This window comes from Brevundimonas sp. M20, assembly GCF_006547065.1.
GTDB lineage: Bacteria > Pseudomonadota > Alphaproteobacteria > Caulobacterales > Caulobacteraceae > Brevundimonas.
Genome location: NZ_CP041243.1, coordinates 2486268 through 2508576, shown reverse-complemented (window position 1 = coordinate 2508576; position 22309 = coordinate 2486268). Strand labels below are relative to the sequence as shown.

The following is a 22309-nucleotide window of genomic DNA, read 5'->3' as shown; positions in this document are numbered from 1 at the left end:
GCTCAGTACCGCAAGGCCAGCGACAGGCCGATGTTGCGGCCCGGCTGGGTGTAGGCGTCCTTGACCGCAGATGAGGCGGCGACGCCCCGGACGTCGCTCCACCAGCTGTACTTCTCGTCCAGCAGGTTGAAGACGCCGATGCGGGCCGTGACCTGCTCGTTGACGTTCCAGTAAGCGGTCAGGTCGACCAGAGCGAAGTCGTCGCCGACGTAGCAGCCGGCGGCGTAGCAGCTCAGGCCATCGGTGTCGGCCACGTCCTTGGCGTCCGACCAGGTGGTGATCAGCTGGCCGCCGAAGCGACCGGCCGGTTCATCGTAGCCCAGACCGAAGACGACCTTGATCGGGTCGATGGTCGACAGCTGGGTGGTCACACCGGCGCTGGTGGTTTCCCCCTCGGCATAGGCGAAGGCGAAGCGGGCGCTGACGCCGTTGTCCCACCAGGCGTCGGCGCGGGCTTCGAAGCCCTTGATCTCGACGTCGGTGAAGTTGATCCACTGATAGACCATCGGATCAGCCGGGGTGCCGGCGCCCGAGACGACCTGCTGGCTGATGAAGTCCGAGTAGTCGGTCTGGAAGACCACGGCCTGACCGGCGAAGGTCCCGCCCAGCAGGGACAGGTTGCGGAAGCGGGCGCCGAACTCGACGCTCTGGCTGGTTTCCGGCTTCAGGTCGGGGTTCGGAGCCGAGGCGTAACCGAAGGCCAGGTTGGCGAAGTAGTTATTCACCTGGCTCGGGGTCGGGGCCTTGAAGCCTTCACCCCAATTGGCGAACAGGCCGAACTGGTCGTTGCTCCACCAGACCACGCCCAGCTTGGGCGAGAAATGGTCGTCCGACTGGTCGGCGCGCGGCCCCGGGTACAGCGGATCGTTGGCGGTGCTCAGCTCGAAGGTGTCCCAGCGAACGGCGGGGATGATCTTCAGGGCGCCGTCCAGAAGGCTGATCTCGTCCTGGATGAACAGGCCGCCCAAGGTGAAGTCGGTCTTGGGGAAGGCGCTGGTGGGGAAGGTCTCGCCAGCCGGGGGCACGGCGCCCGAGCGGACGCCCTGCTGGGTGGTTTCGGACCAGTCGCCGCCGACGGTGATGCGGTTGAAACCGAAGGTACGGGTCAGGTCGCCCGACAGGCCGAACACCTCGTTGTCGAAGGTGTTGTCCCGGGTGCGGTCCGTGCCGACGCGGTCTTCGGCGGTGAACTGACGGGTGGTCGAGTCCTGCTGGTAGACCGTGAACTGGCCGCTGTCGAAGCCAAGCACGTCCTTCAGGCGGTAGGCCAGCTGGAACTGTTCACGCTCGGTGGTGTCGTGGGCGGTGAGGCCGAGGACGGCGGTGGCGGCGGTCGGCGGGGCGGCGAGGGTGCGGGTGGTGCGGCCGCTCAGAACATCGGCGTCCATCTCCGACCGGTAGCTGTCGTAGGACAGGCGCAGGCTCTGGCCCGGCGCGAAGTCCCAGACCAGCTTGGCCAGCCAGGCGTCGGAGCTGAACTCCATCGGGTTGGCGACGGTGCGGTTCGAATAGACGATCGAGGGCGTGGAGCCGACCATGACGGTCTCTTCGCCGGTGATCTTGCCTTGGGTCTCGGTCTCCTCGCCGTCGCGGCCGGTCCAGCCGACCATGCCGCTGAAGGCGCCGACGCGACCGGCGATGACGCCCGAGGTCGTGGTGCTCTCGTCCGCCGAGTTGAAGCCGACGCGGGCGCGGGCGCCGAAGGTCTGGCCGTCACGCAGCAGGTCGGCTGGGTCGCGGGTGGTGAAGGCCACCGCGCCGGCGACGCCGTCCGAGCCGTAGAGGGCCGAGGCAGGGCCGCGCAGGATTTCGACCGACTTCATCAGATCGAGGTCCGAGTAACCGCCGCGACCGACGCTCTGGGCCCCGAAGGTGAAGCCGTCGGGGACGCGGACGCCGTCGACGACGATCAGGACCCGATCACCGCCCATGCCGCGGATGGTGAAGCCCTCGTTGCCGCCACGGCCGGTCGTGCCGAGGGCGGCGCCGAAGCGCTGGGGCTGGCTGACGACGCTGACGCCCGGCTCGAAGCGGACCAGGTCCTTGATGTCGGTGGCCAGCTCGGCCTCGATCCGGGCGGCGGTGATGACGGTGACGGTGGCCGGGGCCTCGTCCGTGCGGGTCTCGGTGCGAGTGGCCAGAACGCTGACCGGGGGCAGCTGGGCGGCCTCCTGCGACCCGGTGGTCTGGGCCATGGCCGAGGGCGCGGCGGCGACGGTCAGGGCGGCGAGCCCGGCGGAGAGGAGGAGGGTACGCATGGAAAAGCCCCGCTTGATGAACAGGCGGGGCAATTACTGCGAACGATTTGCAGAATCAATCGCAGATGGCTGGCTGTCTGACGATTTTGCGAATTGATCGCAATTTTGTCGTCAGGCGCGCTTGCGGACGAAGACCGTGCCGGCGGAGTAGCCGGCGCCGAAGCTGCAGATCAGGCCGGTGTCGCCGGGGGCGAAGCCGTCGTGGTGCAGGTGGAAGGCGATGATCGAACCGGCGGACGAGGTGTTGGCGTACTCGTCCAGGATGATGACGTTCTCGCCCGGCTCGGGCTCGCGGCCCAGCACCTTGCGGCCGATGAACTGGTTCATGTTGATGTTGGCCTGATGGAGCCACATCCGCTTCAGCCCGGTGGGGTCGAGGCCCAGCTCGCCCGCATGATCGACGATCATGTCCGAGACCATCGGCACCACGTCCTTGAAGACTTTTCGTCCTTGCTGGACGAACAGCTTGTCCGGGGCGCCGATGCCTTCGGGGGCGGCGTTGTTCAGGAAGCCGAAATTGTTGCGGATGTTGTTCGAGAAGCTGGTCTTCAGACGCGTGCCGAGAATGTCCCAACCGCCGGGGGCGGCCTGATCGGACGACTCGATGATGACGGCGGTGGCGACGTCGCCGAAGATAAAGTGGCTGTCGCGATCCTTGAAGTTCAGGTGGGCCGAGCAGACTTCCGGATTGACCATCAGCACGGCCTTCACCGAGCCGGAGGCGATAAAGTCCGCCGCCGTCTTGAGCCCGAAGGTGGCCGAGGAGCAGGCCACGTTCATGTCGAAGGCGAAGCCCTCGATGCCCAGCGCCTGCTGGATCTCGATGGCCATGGCCGGATAGGCGCGCTGCATGTTGGAGGCGGCGCACAGGACGGCGCCGATCTCGCTGACCGGCTTGCCCCAGGCGGCGATGGCGTCCCGAGCGGCCTTCACGGCCATTTCAGCGAGGACCGACAGTTCCTCGTTCGAGCGTTCGGGGATGTTCGGGGCCATGCGCTCGGGGTCGAGGACGCCCGCCTTGTCCAGCACGAAGCGCGACTTGATGCCGGACGCCTTCTCGATGAACTCGACCGAGGAGTGGGTCAGGGGCGCGACGTCGCCCTCGGCGATCTCGGCGCTGTGGCGCTCGTTGAAGCGGTCGGCGTAGGCGTTGTAGGCGGCCACCAGTTCTTCGTTGGAGATCGACTGGTCCGGCGTGAACAGGCCGGTGGCGGCGATGACGGCGTGGGTCATAGGTTTCCTTAAGCGCCCCTAACGCTCGGCGCGCGGCGCCACGCTTCTTGAGGGGGCGCCTGCGCGTTCTGTTTCTGGACGGACTAGATAGGCCCGTCAGCGGCCCCGGTCGAGATGGCTGAGAACACGTTCGGCTTCTGAAAGATGCAGGCGTTCGACCATGCGGCCATCCACCCGGATCGCGCCCTTGCCCTTGGCGTCGGGGGCGGAGAAGGCGGCGACGATGGCGCGGGCGTGGGCGATTTCGGCCTCTGACGGGCCGAAGGCGGCGTTGGCCGGGGCGATCTGGGAGGGGTGGATCAGGCTCTTGCCGTCAAAGCCATAGAGGCGGCCTTGCGCGCATTCGGCGGCGAAGCCTTCGGCGTCGGTGAAGGCGTTGTAGACGCCGTCGAGGGCCAGCAGGCCGTGGGCGCGGGCGGCGGCGACGGTGGCGGCCAGCCATGGCTTGAGCGGCTCACGGTCCGGCGCCGGGCTGGTGCGCAGGCCGACGGCGAGGTCGTTGACCCCCAGCATCAGGGCCTCCAGCCGCGGGGTTGCAGCGATGGCGCTCAGGTTCAGCAGGGCGCGGGGCGTTTCGATCATGGCCCAGAGGACGGCATCGGAGGGCAGGGCGGCGGTCAGGGCGCGAGCGGCGTCGGCGTCATCGACCTTGGGCGCGACGACCAATGTGACGCCCGCGTCGGACAGGGCCGTGAGGTCATCGGCGCCCCACGGGGTGTCGAGCCCGTTGATGCGGACGCCGAGGCGCGGGCCGAAGCCGCCGTCGCGGAGCGCCTGAACGGCGGCGGCGCGGGCGTCGGCCTTCATCTCCGGCGCGACGGCGTCCTCGAGGTCGAGGATGGCGACGTCGCAGTCCAGCGTGCGGGCCTTCTGGATGGCGCGCGGGTTGCCGGCGGGGAGGAAGAGGGCGGATCTCATACGCCCGGGGCTCAAACCTTCCCGGTGACGGGCAGAAGCGCCCCCGTCACCGCCCGGGCTTCGGGGGAGGCGAGGAACAAGATGACGCGGGCGAGGTCGGCGGGGGCGACCCACTTCGACGGGTCGGCGTCGGGCATGTCGGCGCGGTTCTGGGCGGTGTCGAGGATCGAGGGGAGGACGGCGTTGACCGTGACGGCGGTGGACTTCAGTTCCTCGGCCAGGCTTTCGGTCAGGCGGTGAACGCCCGCCTTCGACGCGGCGTAGGCGCCCATGCCCGCGGCGGACCTGATGGCGGCGTTGGCGCCCACGTTGACGATCCGGCCCTCCGGCGAGGCCTTGAGCCATGGCAGGGCGGCGCGGCTGGCGTTCAGGGCGGTCGAGAGGTTCAGGGCGAACATCTTCTCCCACGCGGGCTGTTCGTCGTCGGTGGTCTGCCAGACGAAGCCGCCGGCGATGTTCAGCAGGGCGTCGAGGCGGCCGAAGTGGTCGGCGGCGGCGTTGATCGCCTGCGCGGCCTCGGCGGGGTCGGTCAGGTCGACGCCCCCCAGCTCCAGCACGCCCTCGGGAACCGCATGGCCCCGGGCGTGGTCAATGATGGCCACCTTCAGTCCGTCGGCCAGAGCCGCCTGAACGACGGCGGAGCCGAGGGCGCCGTGGCCTCCGGTCACAAGGATCACGCGGTCAGACATTGAGACTCTCCGGCGGAAAAACGAGTGCGAACAGTGCGAATAGTGCGGGCGATAGACGGTTTTAAAAAACAGTCTATGCCGTCTATCCCGTCTATCGCGTTTTGAAAAAACGCAACGAAAACAAAAGAACTGGCCGGAGGACGCTCCGCGAGACCGTCTATCGCCGCATGGACGGGATAGACGGGGCAGACGGTTCAGGCGGTCCCGGCGAACACCCTGGCCATCAGCTGTTCCAGAGCATAGCGGTCGGTTGCGTCAAAAGCGGACGTAACGGTCGCGTCGACATCGAAAACAGCGATCAGGGCGCCCGAGGCGTCGAGGACCGGGACCACGATCTCGCTGGCCGAACGGGCGTCGCAGGCGATGTGGCCGGGGAAGGCGTGGACATCATCGACGATCTGGGTGGTCCGGGTGGCGGCGGCGGTTCCGCATACGCCGCGACCGAAGGCGATTCGCAGGCAGCCCAGCGTGCCCTGATAGGGACCGACCACCAGTTCGTCGGTCTTCGTCTCGTCCACCACATAGAAGCCGGTCCAGAAGAAGGCCGGGAAGGCGTCGGCCAGCATGGAGGAGACGGTCGCCATGCGCGCGACGCGGTTCGGCTCTCCGTCCAGCACGGCGAGGATTTCCGCCTCGACCTCCGCATAGCGGGCGGCCTTGTCGGCGGGGCGGTCGTCGCGGGCGACGTAGGACATCAGGGCAAACTCCGGCGGGACGTCGCAGGCATATAGGCGCAGGCCGGAGCGGATGCGAGGCCGGTGTTTCGCCTTTGAGGGGCATTCGCAAGGCGCTGATTTCGGTGGAAAACTCCTGCTACGGCACAAAATGGCCGTGATGCGGCAACGCTTTGTCGCAAAACAGCGTTAACCTTGACAGGATGTTAACTGGCCCGGACTGTCGCAGTCCCGCAATGGTTAACGAACTTGGTTAACGGGCCTGATTCCGGCTCGTCGGGGGGCGGAGACGCCCGGTGGGTGTGCGAGGGGTTTATGGCGGACGGGGAAGGCGAACACGGACGACGCTCGCGTTCCCGCGGCTCGCGCGCGCCGGTGGCGATCGCGGCCACGGTGGGCGTGCTTGCGCTGGCGGCGCTGGGCATGGCGTCGTGCGGCCGGGACGGCGTGCGGTTCTGGCAGGGCGGCGGCGACGCCGCGTCCAACAGCTGTCCGCGCCCGGCCTCGATGAGCGGCAGCGAGTTCAACGCCCAGGAGACCGGTCTGCGGGTGCTGCGTCGCGCGGCGTTCCAGAATGACTTCTTCGCCCAGCTGGAACTGGGCGCGCGCTATTCGGCGGTGCGCGCGACCGACAAGAACATTGAAGATCCGATCGAGGCGGCGACCTGGCTGGCGATGGCGCTGGCCAATGACGAGGGATACGCCCCGATCAACCGCACCCGACGCGACGGCTGGGGCGGCTGGCGCCCGCTGTCGCGCTATGACGACTGCCGCGCGTTCGAGCGGCACGAGGCCTACGGCAAGCTGGACCGGTTGCTGGGCAATATGACGGTGGACGAGCGGTCGGCGGTGCGTGACCGGGTCATCTATGTGCTGTCGACACAGGACGCCGAGGGCTTCCGCACCCTGGCCCGTCTGCATGACGGCCTGTACGGCCCGTTCGGCGAGCCGGAGGACAACCGCGAGGCCCGCGAGGCGTGGGGACGCGGCGAGGGCGGTCGGGGACCGGGGCGAGACCGCAACCGTCGCGGTTATCCGGCGGCGCTGAGCCTGTTCCAGCGCAATGACGTGGACGCCTATCTGTACAACTATCTGGCGGTGCAGACCGGGGACGTGGGCGCCTATGTGCTGATGCGCGACTTCGAGCGGTCGTCGCCGCACCGGGCGCAGTACCAGCGCTTCGTCGAGGTGAAGGCGCGGCAATGGACGCCGCCGTTCGAATTCTATCCGAACAGCGCGCCGCAGTCGGGGGTGCCCTTCTCGGACGAAAGCCGTCCGCGCGGCGACGCCAATGAATATGCGCTGGGCCGCATGGCCAGCGAGCTGCCCTTCATTCATGTGGGCCGCGCCCTGCGGTATCTGGGCGTGGTCGAGACCGCGCCGCAGCGGCCCGAGGACCTGTCCAAGCGGCAGATCGAGACGCTGGAGGCCATGCTGGGCCACGCGATGGAAGGGCGGCTGTCCTATCTGGAGCGGGTGCGGGCGATCCAGCTGGCGGCGGTGAACGGATCGTCCGAGGCGCAACTGGTGCTGGCGGTCATGTACGCCGAGGGGATCGGGGTTCCGGCCGATTACGCCCGCGCCTTCAAGTGGTTCGAGGAAGCCGCGCGGCAAGGCAGCCCGGAGGCCAAGTTCGCCATGTCCAGCTATTTCGCGCTCGGCGTCTCGGGCGTGGCGGATCAGGACAAGGCCCAGGCCGTCGCATTCCGCATCGATTCCGCCCTGGCGGGCTTCGGCCCGTCGGCGGGACGCCTGCAGGCCGTGCTGGCCCAGGTCTCCCGTTCGCAGCGCCGTTAAGGAGGGCCTGAACCCATGACGACCCGCAACCCCTTCGGTCTCATCGGCGGCGTGGCGGCGATCGTCGCCGGCGCGGCCCTGATGACGGTCAGTGCGCCGGACACGGCCCACGCCCAGACGGCGGCGCGGGTGGAAAGCCAGACGCGGCCCAATTTCGGCGTCCTGCTGGACCCGCCGACCCGGGCGTCGGGCCCGCGCCGGGACCGCAACCGCTATGACTATCGTCGCCACCGCCCGGACTGGGATTCGGGCTGGCGGCCCGGCCTGCCGCCGCTGCGGCCGGGCGGGGAGGAGATCGTGCTGGTCGACTGCGGCGGCAATCCCGGATCGGGCGCGGTGGAAGACGCGGTGCGCCGGGTGCGGCCCGGCGGGACGCTGGTGATCCGCTCACGCGCCGGCGCCTGCGTCGGCTGGCTGAACATCGACAAGCCGCTGACCATCATCGGCGAGGGCGGTTTTGACCCGCGCGACTGGGCCGGCGCCCAGCCCGCGCTGCAGGCGCCGGACGGCCTGCCGTGCATGACGGTGGCGGCGGGGGTGCGGGTCGAGATCCGCGACATGCTGTTCGCCTCGCCGCGCGCGGGCGACGCGGCCTGTATCGTCGGCTACGGCGCCGAGATCGTCATGAACCGGGTCGGCTTCCGCCACGCGGGCGACGAGACGGCCATCTATGCCGACGGCGGCCTGCTGGACATCCGCAATGCGGTGATCGAGGCCCGCACCATCGCCCCGGCGGTGGTCGCCGACGGCGCGACCCTGAACCTGTGGGAGGCCGTGATCTCGGGCTCGCAGTCGGGGGTGGAGATCACCCCGACGGCCGGTCCGCCGTCGGTCCTGAACGCCACGACCATTCTGGGGACCAATGCGCCCAACGCCTTCGGCCCGCGCAGCATCGGCGTGATCGTGCGCGCCGGGCGGGACTATGGCCGGGTCGAGATCAGCAACACCGCCGTGTGCGGCTTCGTCGAGGGCGTGGTGGTCGAGGGGGCCTCGGTCGCCATCAGCGGCAGCCGGGTCTGCCGCTCGGACAAGGGCGTGGTGCTGTACAGCGGTGAACTGCGTCTGAGCGACAGCCGCATCCGCGCCTCGGCGGTCGGGGTGGCCGCCGCCGCGGGCAATGCGGTGGTGACCAACAACGTCTTCGCGGGCGTCCGCGACGTCATCTATCGCGAGCCGCGCGCCAATGTGCAGGCCAGCGGCAACCGCGTCTGGTCGCAATATGTCTGCCGCCCGCAGTTCCGCGACCGCTATCGCGGCCGGTACGAGCCCTACTGGCGTCCGGGCGAGGGCTGGGAATGCGCCCACGGCTCGTACCCGCGCAGCTGGTGGAGCCAGGAGGACGGCATGCTGGGCGTCGACTACTACGACGACGGCTATTCGCTGGACGGCTACGACGACTACCAGAACGGCGACGGCTGGTACGACCGGGATGGCCGCTATGTGCAGGACGAGCGCTATCGCGGGGAGGATCGGTGGAGCCGGGGCGGGGGCGGCGGCTTCTGGAGGCGGTGAGGGTGAAGACGAGTTGCGGTCCGGCGATTGAACGGCGGTTGGCTCTGGTCTGTCGCTCCATACGGCCGGAAGGAGGCTTTCCGAGCCTCGACGCCCTGCTTGAGGCGGGCTGATCATGGGGGGATGGCCCCGAGTAGGCCCGGAGGGACTCGAACCCCCAACCAGACCGTTATGAGCGGTCGGCTCTAACCATTGAGCTACGGGCCCCCGGAGCGAGGAGGGTTTCGCCTAGCAGGCGGGGGAGGCGGTTGCCAAGCGCTCGTCGCACGCGCCCGGTTGGCGTCATCCGGTCCGCAGGGGCGATGACGGCGTCCGCGCCGCGCCTTCGCCGCCGATCTGTCGGCGATGTCACGCAGATGAACGGTTTCTGCCAATGGTCCCTGACCGGCCGTTCAGGCGGGAACGGCCATGGTTGGAACACGGACGCCGATGAAGGTGTTCGCAACGACACCTCGTCTCTCATGGAGCCTCTCCGATGAACCGCCCCGCCGCTGTCGCCGCCGCGATGCCCGCCGTCTCCAACCGCGCCCTGATGATGGGCGGCGCCCTGATGGCCGCGGCCGCCCTGCTGGCCGGCGCCCCCGTCGCCCACGCCCAGTCGCAGCCGAACGGCGGCGCGCCGCTGACCATCCAGGCGGTGACGGAACGCCCGAGCCTGAACCTGTCGGCCTATGGCGAGGTCAAGGCGACCCCGGACATGGCGACGATCACTTTCGCCGTCGTGACGGAGGCTCCGACCGCCGCCGAATCGATGGCCCAGAACGCCGCGCGGATGAATCAGGTCATCGCCGCCCTGCGCCGCGCCGGGATCAATGAGCGGGACGTCCAGACCTCGGGCCTGAACCTGTCGGCGCAGTATGACTACGTCGAGAACAACCCGCCGCGTCTGCGGGGCTACCAGGCCTCAAATCAGGTGACGGTGATCATCAATGACCTGACCAGGGTCGGCTCGACGGCGGACGCCGTGGTGGCCGCCGGGGTCAACCAGATCAACGGCATCAGCTTCGGCCTGAAGGACCCCTCGGCGGCTGAAAATCAGGCGCGCCAGATCGCGGTGCGCAACCTGCAGGCCAAGGCGGCCCTGTATTCGCAGGCTCTGGGCACGCCGCTGGGTGGCATCCGCTCGCTGACCGAGGGCGGCGGCTACGCCCCGCAACCGCCGCGCCCGATGTACGCCATGGCGCGGATGGAAGGCGCCTCCGACATGACCCCGATCTCGGCCGGTGAGCTGACGGTGCGGATCGATATCACGGGTGTGTACGATCTGGCGCGGTAAGGCGGCGAACGTCGGCGCCTGACAGGTGATTGGTGGCTGGTGATTGGATGCGGCGATGGTCGTGGCCGGTCGCCAGCCATTCGCTTTTGGGCACAAGGTCGCCGCAGGTGATCCTCGGCCGCGATCCGCCAATCACCCAATCACCAATCACCCACCCTCAGTCCCCCGACTTCGCCAGCATCAGGCCGATGGCCACGTTCAGCAGGTTGGCGACCATGGTGATGGCCAGGGTGGTGACCGAGTCGAGCCTGACCAGAAACAGCGGCAGGCTCCAGGGCGCGCCGGTGATCATGGCGGGGACGAAGGTGATCCGCTCGGGCGGCAGGCCCAGCAGGGCCAGTCCCGGCGTGAACGCCATCATCAGCGCCAGCGTCGCCGCCAGCAGATAGCCGCCGTACAGCACCCAGCGCAGGCGGGAAATGGTCTGGATCATGAGCTTCCTCCGAAGGGGAGGGGAGGCCGCGAAGGGGCGAAGGTCAAGGGCGAGCGGGTCGACGGCGAGCAGCCGTCGACGTTCCTTTGGAGCGCCTTTGACGGTTCAGGCGTGTTTGATGTTGTTGTCGTCGTCCAGCAGGACGACGTTGGGCGACCACTGGCGGGCTTCTTCGGACGGCAGCTGGCCGTAGGTCACGACGATGACCTTGTCGTTCTTCTGCACCAGACGGGCGGCGGCGCCGTTGACGCCGATGACCTTCGAGCCGCGCGGGGCCTCGATGGCGTAGGTGGTGAAGCGGGCGCCGTTGGTGATGTTCAGCACATCCACCTGCTCGTGCGGGAAGATGCCCGCCGCATCCAGCAGGTCCATGTCGATGGCGATGGAGCCCTCGTAGTCGAGGTCGGCCTGGGTCACCGTGGCGCGGTGAAGTTTGGCCTTCATAAGCGTGACCAGCATGGGGAGCGCGGTCCGAATACAACGCGGGGCGATAGGCCCCCGCTCGCAGGCGGCTGATATAGGGATTTCAGCGCGGCGCATCAATCACGCTTTCGGCAGCGCACCATGAATGTGCTGCGGCGCATTCGCCCGTGACGAGACGTTCATTTGACCGCAAGCCCTGCCGTTCTATGGTCAAAATGTGGCCATGACCCGGCCCGCGCCTGAGACGACGTGTCGACCCCATGAAGCAATTTTTCCTGACCATGGGCGGCGTGTTCGCCGCGCTGCTGCTGTTCTTCGTCGTCCTGCCGCTTGTCTTCCTGAGCATCGTCGTGGCCTCGGTGAGCGCCAAGGAGCCCGTGCCGGGCAATACGGTGCTGGAGCTGGACCTGCGCGAGGGACTGAGCGACCAGACGCCGACGAATCCATTCGCGGTGTTCGGGGGCGGCGGGCTGTCGACCGTGCAGATCGTCGACACGCTCGCGCAGGCCCAGGCGGACGACAAGGTGAAGGCCCTGCTGATCCGTCTGCCGGAAGGCGGGACGACGCCGGCGGCGGCGGATGAAATCCGTCAGGCGATCCGTCGCTTCCGCGGTTCGGGCAAGATCGTGATCGCGCACAGCCAGGGCTTCCAGCCGGTCGGGACGACGGTGTCGAGCTATATGGTCGGGGCCTCGGCGTCCGAGCTGTGGATGCAGAACACCGCCGGGTTCCAGCTGACGGGCTTCTCGGCCGAGGCGATGTTCCTGGGCCGGGCGTTCGACAAATACGGCGTCGAGGCCCAGTTCGAGCAGCGCTACGAGTACAAGAACGCGGTCAACGAATATACGCAGAGCGACTTCACCGACGCCCACCGCGAGGCGATGACGGCGTGGATGACCTCCATCTATGACACCGCGCTGGCCCATGCCGCGCAGGACCGTCGCCAGACCCCGCAACAGCTGAAGGCCGCCATCGAGGCCGGGCCGTGGTCGGCGCAGGAAGCCCTGCAGCGCAGGCTGATCGACAAGATCGGTCAGGTCGAGGAGGCCGAGGCCGAGATCAAGCGCCGCGCGGGCAAGGGCGCGGAGATCATGGACTTCCACACCTATGCCGGGAGCGTGGGCGAACGCGGCGGATCGGGCCGCGACGCCATCGCCATCGTCGGCGGCGAGGGGGCGATCCTGACCGGCCGCGACAACGGCGGCAGCCCGTTCGGCGGCGGCGCCTCCATCGCTTCGGACGTCACGGCCAAGGCGATTTATGACGCCATCGAGGACAAGGACGTGAAGGCCATCGTCTTCCGCGTCTCGTCGCCGGGCGGATCGCCGGAAGCTTCGGAACAGATCCTGGCCGCCGTGCGCGCGGCCAGGGCGGCGGGCAAGCCGGTGGTGGTGTCCATGGGCGACTATGCGGCCTCGGGCGGATACTGGATCAGCTCGGAAGCCAACTGGATCGTGGCCCAGCCCTCGACCCTGACCGGCTCGATCGGGGTGTACGGCGGCAAGTTCGTGCTGTCCGACGCCCTGGGCCGGTTCGGCGTGGACATGCGCCATCTGAGCATCGGCGGCGACTATGCCGACGCGATGTCGCCGTCGCAGGAATTCACCCCCAGTCAGCGCGCCGCCTTCGCGGCCCAGATCGACCGGACCTATGAAGAGTTCATCGCCCGCGTTTCGGCCGGGCGCCGTCTGCCGCCCGCGCGGGTGCGCGAGATCGCGCGCGGGCGGGTGTGGACCGGCGCGCAGGCGCTGAACATCGGGCTGGTGGATCAACTGGGCGGTCTGGAAGAGGCCATCGCCAAGGCCAAGTCGCTGGCCGACATCTCCGCGGATACCGATGTGCGGTTCAAGCGCTATCCGGAAGCCGGTTCGCCGTGGGAGGCCCTGTCGAAGGCTTTCGGCGTGTCGAGCGAGGCGGCGAGGGTGCTGGTGGGCATCGGCGGGGTCATGAACGACCCCGAGGCCGAAGCGGCGGTTCGTCGCATCGAAGTGGAGCGTCAACGGGCCTCGGGCGCGTCGGTGCTGGCGGATCAGCCTTACTGAGCGGGGGCGGGCGTGGCCGGACACTCGCCTGTGAAGCGTGGGCGCATTGACCGCGCGGGCCTGTGGACCGACATTGGGAGTCCGGCGTTGTTCGCAGCGCCCCAACTGGTGACCCAATGACCCCTTCCGACCCCCTGCTCTTCGGCGCCGCCGCCCGTCGTCCGTCCAACGGACTGCTGGGACCGGTGGTGTGGCTGTTCGGCCTGATCGCCACCATGGTCGCGATGGCGATCGGGGCGGTGCTGGCCGTCGTGACCGCTGCCGCCGTGGCCGTGATCGCGGTGATCGCCGCAGTGCTGGTCTTCTTCGCCGGTCTGGCCTTCCGCGCCCGCCGCACCATGACCCGTCGCGACCGCCGCGCCGGTGACGAGGTGATCGAGGCCCGCAAGGAAGGCGACGCCTGGGTCGCCTATGGCTGGGAGCGTACGGGCCGCTAAAGGCCGGCGTTCGCCATGCTCATCGTCAAGGACGCCTCGTCCCCCAATTTCGACGCCCGCCGCGGTCCTCCGGACATGCTGGTGCTACACTATACCGGCATGCAGACCGCAGAGGCCGCCGTGGCGCGTCTGTGTGATCCCGAAGCCAAGGTCTCGGCCCACTATGTGGTCGACGAGGACGGTTCGATCCTGCGGCTGGTGGCCGAGGCGCGCCGGGCCTGGCACGCGGGGCGCGGCGTCTGGCTGGGCGAGACCGACTGCAACGCGGCCTCCATCGGCATCGAGATCGTCAATCCGGGCCATGAGTTCGGCTATCGCGACTTCCCCGAGGCGCAGATCGCGTCGGTCATCAGTCTGATCACCGACATCCGCACGCGCTGGACCATTCCCGACGCTCGCATCATCGGCCACTCCGACCTGGCTCCGGAGCGCAAACAGGACCCGGGCGAGCGGTTCCCGTGGAAGCGGCTGGCCTCGGTCGGGCACGGCCTGTGGTTCGAACCGGCGCAGGAGCGGATCGCGGCGCTGGGCGCCCCGCTGGGTCCGGGGGACGAGGGGCTGGGCGTCATCGTCCTGCGCGCCGGTCTGCACCGGCTGGGCTACGGGCTGCAGCCGGGCGGCGAGTACGACGACGCGACGAAGCTGACCGTCGAGGCCTTCCAGCGCCACTGGCGTCCGGGACAGGTGGACGGGATCGCCGACGGCGAGACGCGGGCGACCCTGATGGGCGTGCTGCAACTGGCGACGGCCGAGAGCACGACCGGGGTGCTGAACTAGGGTTCGGTGCGGTTCTGATAGGGGCTGAAGACACGCATGACCGTAACTTCCTGGGCCTGTTCGTCCAGCTTGTAGAGGATGGTGTGTCCCTCGATGACGTGCTGCCTTAGCCCCAGGGTTGAGCTCTGTGGCCATCGATCCGGCCTGAACTGAAGTTCGATCAGCGCGCGGCTGATGCGGGTCATCTTCAAACGAGCCTTTAACCCGCTACCGGGCTGGAGAAGCCATCTTCGGATGGCATTCAGGTCCCGCCTGGACTGCGCGGTGAAATAGACCGCGTAATCCGTCATCTAGCCGATGTCCGGGTCTTCGAGGTCTTCGCCGGCGGCCCAGCGGTCGAGCCAGTCCAGCGCTTCCTGGCCACCGATGACACGCCCGGCGGCGATGTCTTCTTCCGCCTCGGCGATCCGGGCGCGTTCCCATGCCAGACGTGCTTCGCGTTCGACCGGGGTCTCGGTCGCGGGGTCGACGGGGTATGTCGGCGCGGGGTGGGCCATGGCTGAAGACTAGCACAAGCCGGTGTCACGGGCATCAATCTGTTGACCCCCGGGAACGGGAGGGGCATCAGTCCGCCCGTCAGACGGCCGGGCGGTCGCGGCGGGGCTTGCTCCGTCGAGGAAAGTCCGGGCTCCACGGTGAAAAGGCGGCGGGTAACGCCCGCCCGGGGTGACCCGAGGGATAGCGCCACAGAAAGCAAACCTCCTCCCTTGCGAGGGGGGGAAGGGTGAAAGGGTGGGGTAAGAGCCCACCGCGGGACTGGCAACAGGACCGGCATGGCAAGCCCCGCCTGGAGCAAGACCGAATAGGGATGTCGCGTGAGCCTCGGCTCACAGGGCTCACCGCCCGAGAGCATCCGGGTAGGTCGCGAGAACCGGTCAGCAATGGCCGGTCCAGAGGAATGATCGTCACCCGCTTGCGGGAACAGAACCCGGCTTACAGGCCGTCTGACCTTATCTTCTTTGTGGGGCTAACGCTCACGACGCGGTCGCTCGCTGCTTGAGCCCCACTATTCTGGCCCTGGCGCTCGCGGCGCGGCGGCTCGCTGCTTGAGGGCGGGACGCGAGGCGGCCGGGCGCTCGAATTTTTTTCTTTCACTGGGATTGGAGCGTTGCGCGCGCGGCGGCCTGTCTCCGCGCCCGATTAACCGCTTGGATCGAAAGGGGTGTCAGGGTTGGTCCACCGGTCGTCCACATGTGTATAGTTCACTGTATGTTCCGGTTTTCGCTGGATTTTGGGCCAGCTTGACGGTTAATGATCGTCAACTAATCCCATTGAGACCCATTCAGTCCCATGCTATCCCATAGCTTCAGTAGGGGTTGTTTGCGCCGGCTGGCGTTTCATCGGGATTTCAGGGGAGCGGGCCTTTCGGGGGCTCGATTGGGCAGGGCGTGTTTCTCTCGACCTATGAGAAACAACTGGACGGCAAGCGCCGCCTGCTGATCCCGCAGGAGTTCCGCACCGCTGACAACGGCGCCGAGCACGGCGTGTTCTGCTTCTTCTCGATCGAGTCCGATTGCCTCGAGGCCGGCGGCGACAAGCTGATGGCCGAGTATGTTGCGATGATCGAGGAGCTGCCCTTCGGCGACGACCTGCGCACCGCTCTGGAAGAGACCTTCTTTGCCGGTCAGCGTCCGCTGTCCTACGACGGCGGCGGCCGGATCACCCTGCCGGAAAGCCTGTGTCAGGAGGCCGGGCTGGGCGAGGATGTGGTCATCGTGGGTCTGGGTTCGCGCTTCCAGATCTGGGATCGCGCACGCTGGAACGCCCGTCGCGACGAGCGTCGGGCGCTGGCGCGGCAGGCTGTGCGCGAGCGTGGCGAGGCGGGGCGTCTGGCCCTGCGCGCACGCCGCCCCCAAGGGGAGGGCGCATGACCTCTCCGCACGCCCCTGTCCTGATCGCCGAGGTGCTGGACGCGCTGGCTCCGCGGAAGGGCGACGTCATCATCGACGCCACCTTCGGCGCCGGCGGCTATACGCGCGCCATCCTTAAGACTGGCGCGACGGTGATCGCGCTGGATCGCGACCCGACGGTGCAGGTCCACGCCGATGCGGTGGCCAACGACTATCCCGACACCTTCCGTCTGATCCGCACGCCCTTCTCCGGGCTGGCCGACGCCTTCGCGCAGACGGGCGAGGCGAGGCTGGACGGAGTGGTGTTCGATATCGGCGTGTCGTCGATGCAGCTGGATCAGGCCGAGCGCGGCTTCTCCTTCATGCGCGACGGGCCGCTGGACATGCGGATGAGCGATGAGGGCGTGACCGCCGCTGACATCGTCAACACCTGGGATCACGGCCCGCTGGCCCATATCTTCAAGCTGTACGGCGATGAGCGTCAGTCGGGCCGGGTGGCGACCGCTATCCTGCGCCGCCGGGTCGAGCAGCCGTTCCAGCGCACGCTGGATCTGGCCGAGGTGGTCGAGAAGGCGCTGGGCGGCCGTCGCGGCGCGGCGATCCATCCGGCGACGCGGGTGTTCCAGGCCCTGCGCATCGCGGTGAACGACGAGCTGGGCGAGCTGCGCGCCGGGCTGGAGGCGGCCGAGGCGACGCTGGCGCCGGGCGGGCGTCTGGCGGTGGTGACCTTCCACTCGCTGGAGGACCGGATCGTGAAGGCCTTCCTGACCGAGCGCACGGGCAACGCCCCGGGCGGGTCGCGCCATGCGCCGGTCGCTGTCGAGACACGCAAGCCCAGCTTCACCCTGAGCTTCAAGGGCGCGGTCGAGGCGGGCGAGGCTGAACTGGCCGCCAATCCGCGCGCCCGGTCCGCCAAGCTGCGCGCCGCTGTCCGCACGGACGCCGCGCCGTGGGGGAGGATCGCCGCATGAACGCCGCCGTCGCCCGTCGCGCGCTGGAGCGCCTGTTCGCCTGGAAAATTCGCGGCATCCGCTGGGTCGAGATCATCGGCGTGCTGATGGTCGGCGCCATGATCTTCTCGGTCTATCTGGCCAAGGCCGCCGCCGCGCGCGAGAGCGCCCGGATCGCGGAGCTGGAGCGCAGGATCAGCGAGGATGGCCGCCGGGTCCGGTTGCTGCGCGCGCAGGTCGCGCATCTGGAGCAGCCCGCGCGGCTGGAGGCCCTGTCGCGCGACGTCGGTCTGGGGCCCGTGGATATGAAGCGTCAGGCCTCCGAAGAGCGTCTGGACCAGTTGCAGCCGCTGCCCTCGCCCGCGCCCGCGCCGGCCGCGCCGGCCGCGCCGTCGGCGCCCGAGGCCGCCCCCGTCGAGCCGGAAACCGCTGAGCCGACGGGCGAGGGGGCACGATGAGCGTCCACGATCCCCGCACCTGGGAACGCCCGACCCCCCGCGCCGCCGCCTATGGCGCGCGCAGCCTGCTGCCGTCGTGGCGCTGGCTGGCCGAGGCCATCTGGTGGGTCGAACATGCGTTCGGCAGGGCGCGCGCCGATGCGCGTCCGGATGAGGACACGCGCGTCCGCATCTTCCTGATCATGACGGCCTTCTCGGTCGTGTTCTGCTGTCTGGCGCTGGGCGCGGCGCGGGCGGCGCTACTGACTCCGCAGGGCGTGGTCGGCGCCTCGGCCAACCCGAACGCGGTGGCGCGCGCGGACATCGTGGACCGCAATGGCGCCCTGATGGCGATGAACGCCAACCACTACAATCTGTACGTTTCGCCGTCGCAGGTCTGGGATATCAATCTGGCCGAGCGCAGCATCCGGCGCGCCCTGCCGCGCGTCCCGGCGGACAAGCTGCGCGAGGTTCTGCGTGGACGCAGCCGCGCGCTGGTCCTGCAAGGTCTGACCCCCAAGGAGAAGGCCGCGATCCACGCCCTGGCGCTGGGCGGTGTCGAGTTCGAGGCTGTCGACAAGCGCATTTATCCGCTGGCCCCGTCGGCGCGTCACCTGCTGGGCCGGTCCGATACGGCGGGCAAGGGGATCAGCGGCGCAGAGCTGGCCTTCAACGACGAAATCCGCGCGGCCGGCGCGCGGGGCGAAAGCTTCCCGCTGTCGATCGATCTGCGTGTCCAGGGCGTGCTGGAGAACGAACTGTTCGCCGCCGCCGCCGCCGTACAGGCCAAGGGCGCCGTGGGCGTGATCGCCGATGCGACGACGGGCGAGGTTCTGGGCATGGCCAGCTGGCCGACCTCGGACAGCAAGAACCTGGCGGCGACCGGCAACTACGAGATGGGGTCGGTGTTCAAGACCTTCACCATCGCGGCCAGTCTGGACACCGGCCGGACGGACATGAACTCCACGTTCGACGCCTCGCAGCCGTACATGGTCGGAAATCGCCGCATCAAGGACTTCCACGCGACGAACCAGATTCTGTCGCTGGAGGGCGTCTATCTGCACTCGTCCAACATCGGCACCTCGCGCATGGCGGTGGAGCTGGGGCCGCAGGTGATGCGCGACTACTTCAACCGGCTGGGCCTGCTGGATCGCGCGCCCATCGAACTGCATGAATCGGTTCCGCCGCGTCGTCCGGTGAACTGGGAAGACTCGACCCGCGCGTCGATGTCGTTCGGCTACGGCATCATGATCTCGCCGCTGCAGATGACGGCGGCGACGGTGGCGCTGGTCAACGGCGGCGTCTATCGCCCGCTGACCCTGCGTCGCGGCGGAACGGGCGTCGAGGGGCGTCGGGTGGTCAGCCCGGAGACCTCGGCCAATATCCGCGCCCTGATGCGCGCCAACGTCCTGCGCGGCTCGGGCCGGTCGGCCGACGCGCAGGGCCTGCGCGTCGGCGGCAAGACCGGATCGGCGAACAAGGTGGTCAACCGCCGCTATGACCCGCGTCACGGCGTCGGTTCGTTCGCCTCGGTCTTCCCCGCTGACGGTCCGGACAGCACGCGCCGATATGTCGTCTTCGTCCTGATTGACGAGCCGGCGGTCGGTTCGCAGCTGGGCGGCGCGGTCGCCGCGCCGGTGGCCGGACGCGTGATCGACCGTATCTCGGGCTTCCTGGGCGTGAACCGGGTCGCGGACCCCGTCATTCCGCCCGTGGCGGTGACGCAATGAGCGCGGTTCGCCTGTCTGACCTGCTGCGTCGGGACGTGTCCTCCGATCCGATGATCACCGGCGTGACCGCCGACAGCCGCAAGGTCGCGCCGGGGTCGCTGTTCGTCGCCCTGCCGGGAACGGCCGCCGACGGACGCGCCTTCATTCCGCAAGCCCTGTCGCAGGGCGCCGCCGCCGTTCTGGCCCCCGCCGATACCGATGCCGGTCTGGCCCCCCTGCTGGTGACGTCGGGCGATGTGCGCCGGGCCTACGCCATCGCGGCGCGCAGTTTCTACGGCGCGCAGCCGAAGACCTGCGTGGCGGTGACGGGCACCAACGGCAAGACCTCGGTCGCCGCCTTCTGCCGCCAGATCTGGGCGGCGCTGGGCCTGACCTCCGCGAGCATGGGCACGCTGGGGGTTTTGAAACAGACAGGTAACGTTAATCACGCGTTGACGGGCCCCGGCCTGACCAGCCCGGACGCCGCCGACGCCGCGCGGATGCTGGCCCAGCTGGCGCAGGAGGGGGTGACCCATCTGGCGCTGGAGGCGTCGTCGCACGGCATCGACCAGCGTCGTCTCGACGGGGTGACGCTGAAGGCCGCGGCCTTCACCAACCTGACGCAGGATCACCTCGACTATCACGGCGACATGGAAGGCTATCGAGCCGCCAAGCTGCGCCTGTTCGAGACCCTGCTGCCGCGCGGGCGGACGGCGGTGCTGAACGCCGACAGCGACGCCTATTCGGCCTTCGCCGCCGCCAGCATCACCTCGGGCCTCGGCGTGATGGGCGTGGGCGAGCGCGGGCGTGATCTGGCGCTGATCGCCCGCCGCGCCGTGCCGGAAGGCCAGCGCCTGACCATCGACGTGCAGGGTGATCTGCATGAGGTGCTGCTGCCGCTGGCCGGCGCCTTCCAGGCGTCGAACGCGCTGGTGGCCGCGGGCCTGTGCATCGCCTCGGGCGAGGACGCCGGGCGTGTGCTGGCCGCCATGGAGAAGATCGAGGGCGCGCAGGGGCGTCTGGAGCGCATTCCGGGTTCCGCCGGACAGGGTGAGGTCTATGTCGACTACGCCCACACTCCCGACGGTCTGGAGACGGTGCTGAAGGCGCTGCGTCCGCATGCGACCGGCCGTCTGATCGTGGTCTTCGGTGCGGGCGGCGACCGGGACCGGGCCAAGCGTCCGCTGATGGGCGAGATCGCGGGCCGTCTGGCCGACATCGCCATCGTCACCGATGACAATCCCCGCTCCGAGGATCCCGCTTCGATCCGCAAGGCGGTGCGCGAGGGCTGTCCCGACGCGCACGAGATCGGCGACCGCCGCCGCGCCATCCAGCACGCCGTCGGCCTGATGCGTGAAGGAGATGTGGTGGTGATCGCCGGAAAAGGGCATGAACAGGGGCAAATCGTCGGCGGGGTGGTGCATCCCTTCGACGACGCCACCGAAGCCGCGGAAGCCCTGCGTATCCATGCCTGAGTCCCACGCCCTCTGGACGTCCGCCGAGATCGAGGCCGCGACCGGAGGAAGCCTGTCCGGCGCCCCGTTCGAGGCGACCGGCATCACCTACAACAGCCGTGAGATCGTGCCCGGCGACCTGTTCATCGCGCTTAAGGGCGCGCGGGACGGGCATGACTTCGCCGACATGGCCTTCGCCAACGGGGCGACGGGCGCGATCACCGAGCGGCCGGTCAACGGCCCGGCGATCGTCACCGCCGACACCCTGAAGGCGCTGGAGGGGCTGGGCGTCTTTTCCCGGGAGCGGGCGCCGCATGTGAAGCGCGGGGCGGTCACCGGCTCGGTCGGCAAGACCAGCGTGACGCAGGCGATCAAGGCGGGCCTCGATCTGGCCGGTCCGGCCCATGCCTCGATCAAGAGCTACAACAACCACATCGGCGTGCCGCTGACCCTCGCGCGGATGCCGCGCACGGTCGAGCGGGCGGTGTTCGAGATCGGCATGAACGCGCCCGGCGAGATCGCGCCGCTGTCCAAATTCGTCCAGCCCCACGCCGCCTGCGTGACCACGGTGGGGCCGGTGCATATCGAGGCCTTCTCCGACGGCGAAGCCGGTGTCGCGGCCGAGAAGGCGTCGATCTTTGACGGACTGATCCCCGGCGGGGTGGCGGTGGCCAACGGCGACGTAGCCTTCGCCGCCGTGCTGTGCGACCGGGCCAGGGCCGTCGGCGCGCGTTTGGCGACGTTCGGCAGCGATGCGGGACATGACGCCCGCCTGCTGGACTTCCAGCCCTTCGACGGCGGCGCGCGAGTCAGGGCCGAGCTGTACGGCAAGACGCTGGACTATCAGCTGGCCCAGTCGGGCTTCCACTGGGGTCTGAACAGTCTGTGCGTGCTGCTGATGCTGGATGCGCTGGACGTGTCGCTGGAGACCGGGCTGGAGGCGCTGGCGCATTTCCGTCCGCTGGCCGGGCGGGGCGAAACCACGGCGGTGCAGGCGCCCGGCGGGGCCTTCACCCTGATCGACGAAAGCTACAACGCCAATCCGCTGTCGATGGCGGCGGGCTTCCGCAGTCTGGGCGCCAGGCCGGTGACGGCGGGCGCTCGGCGGATCGTGGTGCTCACCGACATGCTGGAGCTGGGCGAGCAGTCGCGCGGCCTGCACGAGGGGTTGGCCGCTCCCATCGACGCCGCCGGGCTGGATCTGGTCCATGCCGCCGGGCCGGAGATGAAACAGCTGTATGATGTCCTGCCCGCCGCCCGTCGCGGCGTCTGGCGTGAGACCGCCGCCGAGCTGGCCGCCGAGGCCGCCGCGCTGGTCGGGCCGGGGGATGTCGTGATGGTCAAGGGTTCGAACGGATCGAAGGCTTCGCTGGTCGCGAAGGCTCTGGCGGCGCTGGGCGCCCCCTCAAGCAGCGACACGCCGCGCGGGGAGCGATAGGG

21 protein-coding genes, 1 tRNA gene and 1 other RNA gene are annotated in these 22309 nt (G+C 68.9%); 13 read left to right on the top strand and 10 right to left on the bottom strand.

The window, feature by feature from the left end; genetic code table 11:
• Positions 1-2: 2 nt before the first annotated feature.
• From FKQ52_RS12390 to FKQ52_RS12370, 5 genes are all read right to left on the bottom strand, one after another.
• A complete protein-coding gene (locus FKQ52_RS12390) occupies positions 3-2258 on the bottom strand; it encodes a TonB-dependent hemoglobin/transferrin/lactoferrin family receptor (RefSeq protein WP_141627464.1) in 2256 nt (751 codons plus the stop codon).
• Positions 2259-2369: 111 nt separating this feature from the next.
• Positions 2370-3491: a beta-ketoacyl-ACP synthase III gene (locus tag FKQ52_RS12385; protein WP_141627463.1), complete on the bottom strand. Its 1122-nt coding sequence runs from the start codon at positions 3489-3491 to the stop codon at positions 2370-2372.
• A gap of 96 nt (positions 3492-3587) precedes the next feature.
• Entirely contained in the window at positions 3588-4409 is an 822-nt protein-coding gene (locus FKQ52_RS12380) for a CoA ester lyase (RefSeq protein ID WP_141627462.1), read from the bottom strand.
• Between the two features lie 11 nt (positions 4410-4420).
• Positions 4421-5098, bottom strand: coding sequence for an SDR family NAD(P)-dependent oxidoreductase (locus FKQ52_RS12375; protein ID WP_141627461.1), 678 nt, complete (start codon positions 5096-5098; stop codon positions 4421-4423).
• Between the two features lie 194 nt (positions 5099-5292).
• Positions 5293-5793, bottom strand: coding sequence for a GAF domain-containing protein (locus FKQ52_RS12370; protein WP_141627460.1), 501 nt, complete (start codon positions 5791-5793; stop codon positions 5293-5295).
• A 354-nt stretch (positions 5794-6147) separates the two neighbouring features.
• On the opposite strand from FKQ52_RS12370, the gene FKQ52_RS12365 reads away from it, so the two are divergent.
• Positions 6148-7569 (top strand): tetratricopeptide repeat protein, encoded by a 1422-nt coding sequence (locus FKQ52_RS12365; protein ID WP_370450956.1) that lies wholly within the window; start codon positions 6148-6150, stop codon positions 7567-7569.
• Between the two features lie 15 nt (positions 7570-7584).
• Positions 7585-9081, top strand: a complete 1497-nt coding sequence (locus tag FKQ52_RS12360; RefSeq protein ID WP_240811644.1) for a hypothetical protein — start codon at positions 7585-7587, stop codon at positions 9079-9081.
• A 134-nt stretch (positions 9082-9215) separates the two neighbouring features.
• Here FKQ52_RS12360 and FKQ52_RS12355 read toward each other — a convergent pair.
• Positions 9216-9288, bottom strand: a tRNA-Ile gene (locus FKQ52_RS12355).
• Positions 9289-9556: 268 nt separating this feature from the next.
• On the opposite strand from FKQ52_RS12355, the gene FKQ52_RS12350 reads away from it, so the two are divergent.
• The gene (locus FKQ52_RS12350; RefSeq protein WP_141627458.1) at positions 9557-10357 is read left to right on the top strand and encodes an SIMPL domain-containing protein; all 801 of its coding nucleotides are present in this window, start codon (positions 9557-9559) and stop codon (positions 10355-10357) included.
• Positions 10358-10514: 157 nt separating this feature from the next.
• Here the strand turns inward: FKQ52_RS12350 and FKQ52_RS12345 are convergent, their stop codons facing one another.
• On the bottom strand, positions 10515-10790 hold the full coding sequence (locus FKQ52_RS12345; RefSeq protein WP_141627457.1) for a hypothetical protein: 276 nt from the start codon (positions 10788-10790) through the stop codon (positions 10515-10517).
• A 105-nt stretch (positions 10791-10895) separates the two neighbouring features.
• The gene (gene panD / locus FKQ52_RS12340) at positions 10896-11249 is read right to left on the bottom strand and encodes an aspartate 1-decarboxylase (protein WP_141627456.1); all 354 of its coding nucleotides are present in this window, start codon (positions 11247-11249) and stop codon (positions 10896-10898) included.
• A gap of 224 nt (positions 11250-11473) precedes the next feature.
• Here panD and sppA point away from each other — a divergent pair, with 224 nt between their 5' ends.
• From sppA to FKQ52_RS12325, 3 genes are all read left to right on the top strand, one after another.
• Positions 11474-13255, top strand: a complete 1782-nt coding sequence (gene sppA / locus FKQ52_RS12335; RefSeq protein ID WP_141627455.1) for a signal peptide peptidase SppA — start codon at positions 11474-11476, stop codon at positions 13253-13255.
• Positions 13256-13371: 116 nt separating this feature from the next.
• Positions 13372-13692: a hypothetical protein gene (locus FKQ52_RS12330; RefSeq protein ID WP_141627454.1), complete on the top strand. Its 321-nt coding sequence runs from the start codon at positions 13372-13374 to the stop codon at positions 13690-13692.
• A gap of 15 nt (positions 13693-13707) precedes the next feature.
• A complete protein-coding gene (locus FKQ52_RS12325) occupies positions 13708-14469 on the top strand; it encodes an N-acetylmuramoyl-L-alanine amidase (RefSeq protein ID WP_141627453.1) in 762 nt (253 codons plus the stop codon).
• Here the strand turns inward: FKQ52_RS12325 and FKQ52_RS12320 are convergent.
• Together FKQ52_RS12320 and FKQ52_RS12315 are read right to left on the bottom strand one after the other, a co-directional pair.
• Positions 14466-14759: a type II toxin-antitoxin system RelE/ParE family toxin gene (locus FKQ52_RS12320; protein ID WP_141627452.1), complete on the bottom strand. Its 294-nt coding sequence runs from the start codon at positions 14757-14759 to the stop codon at positions 14466-14468. The two genes, FKQ52_RS12325 and FKQ52_RS12320, sit on opposite strands and share 4 nt — an antisense overlap.
• Positions 14760-14966: a hypothetical protein gene (locus FKQ52_RS12315; protein ID WP_141627451.1), complete on the bottom strand. Its 207-nt coding sequence runs from the start codon at positions 14964-14966 to the stop codon at positions 14760-14762. It lies immediately after the preceding gene.
• A gap of 79 nt (positions 14967-15045) precedes the next feature.
• Here FKQ52_RS12315 and rnpB point away from each other — a divergent pair.
• The 7 genes from rnpB (at position 15046) to murF (ending at position 22307) form a co-directional block, all read left to right on the top strand.
• Positions 15046-15421: RNase P RNA component class A (gene rnpB / locus FKQ52_RS12310), an RNA gene on the top strand.
• Between the two features lie 436 nt (positions 15422-15857).
• On the top strand, positions 15858-16340 hold the full coding sequence (locus FKQ52_RS12305; RefSeq protein WP_141627450.1) for a division/cell wall cluster transcriptional repressor MraZ: 483 nt from the start codon (positions 15858-15860) through the stop codon (positions 16338-16340).
• Positions 16337-17290 (top strand): 16S rRNA (cytosine(1402)-N(4))-methyltransferase RsmH, encoded by a 954-nt coding sequence (gene rsmH, locus FKQ52_RS12300; RefSeq protein WP_141627449.1) that lies wholly within the window; start codon positions 16337-16339, stop codon positions 17288-17290. The genes FKQ52_RS12305 and rsmH overlap by 4 nt, the downstream gene beginning before the upstream one ends.
• Positions 17287-17727: a cell division protein gene (locus FKQ52_RS12295; RefSeq protein ID WP_141627448.1), complete on the top strand. Its 441-nt coding sequence runs from the start codon at positions 17287-17289 to the stop codon at positions 17725-17727. Before rsmH ends, FKQ52_RS12295 begins: the two co-directional genes overlap by 4 nt.
• Positions 17724-19436 carry a penicillin-binding protein 2 gene (locus FKQ52_RS12290; RefSeq protein ID WP_141627447.1) on the top strand — a complete coding sequence of 571 codons (1713 nt, stop codon included), beginning with the start codon at positions 17724-17726 and terminating at the stop codon, positions 19434-19436. The genes FKQ52_RS12295 and FKQ52_RS12290 overlap by 4 nt, the downstream gene beginning before the upstream one ends.
• Positions 19433-20890: a UDP-N-acetylmuramoyl-L-alanyl-D-glutamate--2,6-diaminopimelate ligase gene (locus FKQ52_RS12285; protein ID WP_141627446.1), complete on the top strand. Its 1458-nt coding sequence runs from the start codon at positions 19433-19435 to the stop codon at positions 20888-20890. Before FKQ52_RS12290 ends, FKQ52_RS12285 begins: the two co-directional genes overlap by 4 nt.
• Positions 20883-22307, top strand: a complete 1425-nt coding sequence (gene murF / locus FKQ52_RS12280; RefSeq protein WP_141627445.1) for a UDP-N-acetylmuramoyl-tripeptide--D-alanyl-D-alanine ligase — start codon at positions 20883-20885, stop codon at positions 22305-22307. Before FKQ52_RS12285 ends, murF begins: the two co-directional genes overlap by 8 nt.
• The last annotated feature ends 2 nt before the right edge of the window (positions 22308-22309 follow it).

Coding starts and splice junctions, on each gene's coding strand:
- murF (WP_141627445.1), top strand. CDS start 20,883: ATGCCTGAGTCCCACGCCCTCTGGACGTCCGCCGAGATCGAGGCCGCG.
- FKQ52_RS12320 (WP_141627452.1), bottom strand. CDS start 14,759: ATGACGGATTACGCGGTCTATTTCACCGCGCAGTCCAGGCGGGACCTG.
- FKQ52_RS12285 (WP_141627446.1), top strand. CDS start 19,433: ATGAGCGCGGTTCGCCTGTCTGACCTGCTGCGTCGGGACGTGTCCTCC.
- FKQ52_RS12350 (WP_141627458.1), top strand. CDS start 9,557: ATGAACCGCCCCGCCGCTGTCGCCGCCGCGATGCCCGCCGTCTCCAAC.
- FKQ52_RS12360 (WP_240811644.1), top strand. CDS start 7,585: ATGACGACCCGCAACCCCTTCGGTCTCATCGGCGGCGTGGCGGCGATC.
- FKQ52_RS12380 (WP_141627462.1), bottom strand. CDS start 4,409: ATGAGATCCGCCCTCTTCCTCCCCGCCGGCAACCCGCGCGCCATCCAG.
- FKQ52_RS12345 (WP_141627457.1), bottom strand. CDS start 10,790: ATGATCCAGACCATTTCCCGCCTGCGCTGGGTGCTGTACGGCGGCTAT.
- FKQ52_RS12375 (WP_141627461.1), bottom strand. CDS start 5,098: ATGTCTGACCGCGTGATCCTTGTGACCGGAGGCCACGGCGCCCTCGGC.
- panD (WP_141627456.1), bottom strand. CDS start 11,249: ATGCTGGTCACGCTTATGAAGGCCAAACTTCACCGCGCCACGGTGACC.
- FKQ52_RS12370 (WP_141627460.1), bottom strand. CDS start 5,793: ATGTCCTACGTCGCCCGCGACGACCGCCCCGCCGACAAGGCCGCCCGC.
- rsmH (WP_141627449.1), top strand. CDS start 16,337: ATGACCTCTCCGCACGCCCCTGTCCTGATCGCCGAGGTGCTGGACGCG.
- FKQ52_RS12295 (WP_141627448.1), top strand. CDS start 17,287: ATGAACGCCGCCGTCGCCCGTCGCGCGCTGGAGCGCCTGTTCGCCTGG.
- FKQ52_RS12315 (WP_141627451.1), bottom strand. CDS start 14,966: ATGGCCCACCCCGCGCCGACATACCCCGTCGACCCCGCGACCGAGACC.
- FKQ52_RS12385 (WP_141627463.1), bottom strand. CDS start 3,491: ATGACCCACGCCGTCATCGCCGCCACCGGCCTGTTCACGCCGGACCAG.
- FKQ52_RS12330 (WP_141627454.1), top strand. CDS start 13,372: ATGACCCCTTCCGACCCCCTGCTCTTCGGCGCCGCCGCCCGTCGTCCG.
- FKQ52_RS12290 (WP_141627447.1), top strand. CDS start 17,724: ATGAGCGTCCACGATCCCCGCACCTGGGAACGCCCGACCCCCCGCGCC.
- sppA (WP_141627455.1), top strand. CDS start 11,474: ATGAAGCAATTTTTCCTGACCATGGGCGGCGTGTTCGCCGCGCTGCTG.
- FKQ52_RS12325 (WP_141627453.1), top strand. CDS start 13,708: ATGCTCATCGTCAAGGACGCCTCGTCCCCCAATTTCGACGCCCGCCGC.
- FKQ52_RS12390 (WP_141627464.1), bottom strand. CDS start 2,258: ATGCGTACCCTCCTCCTCTCCGCCGGGCTCGCCGCCCTGACCGTCGCC.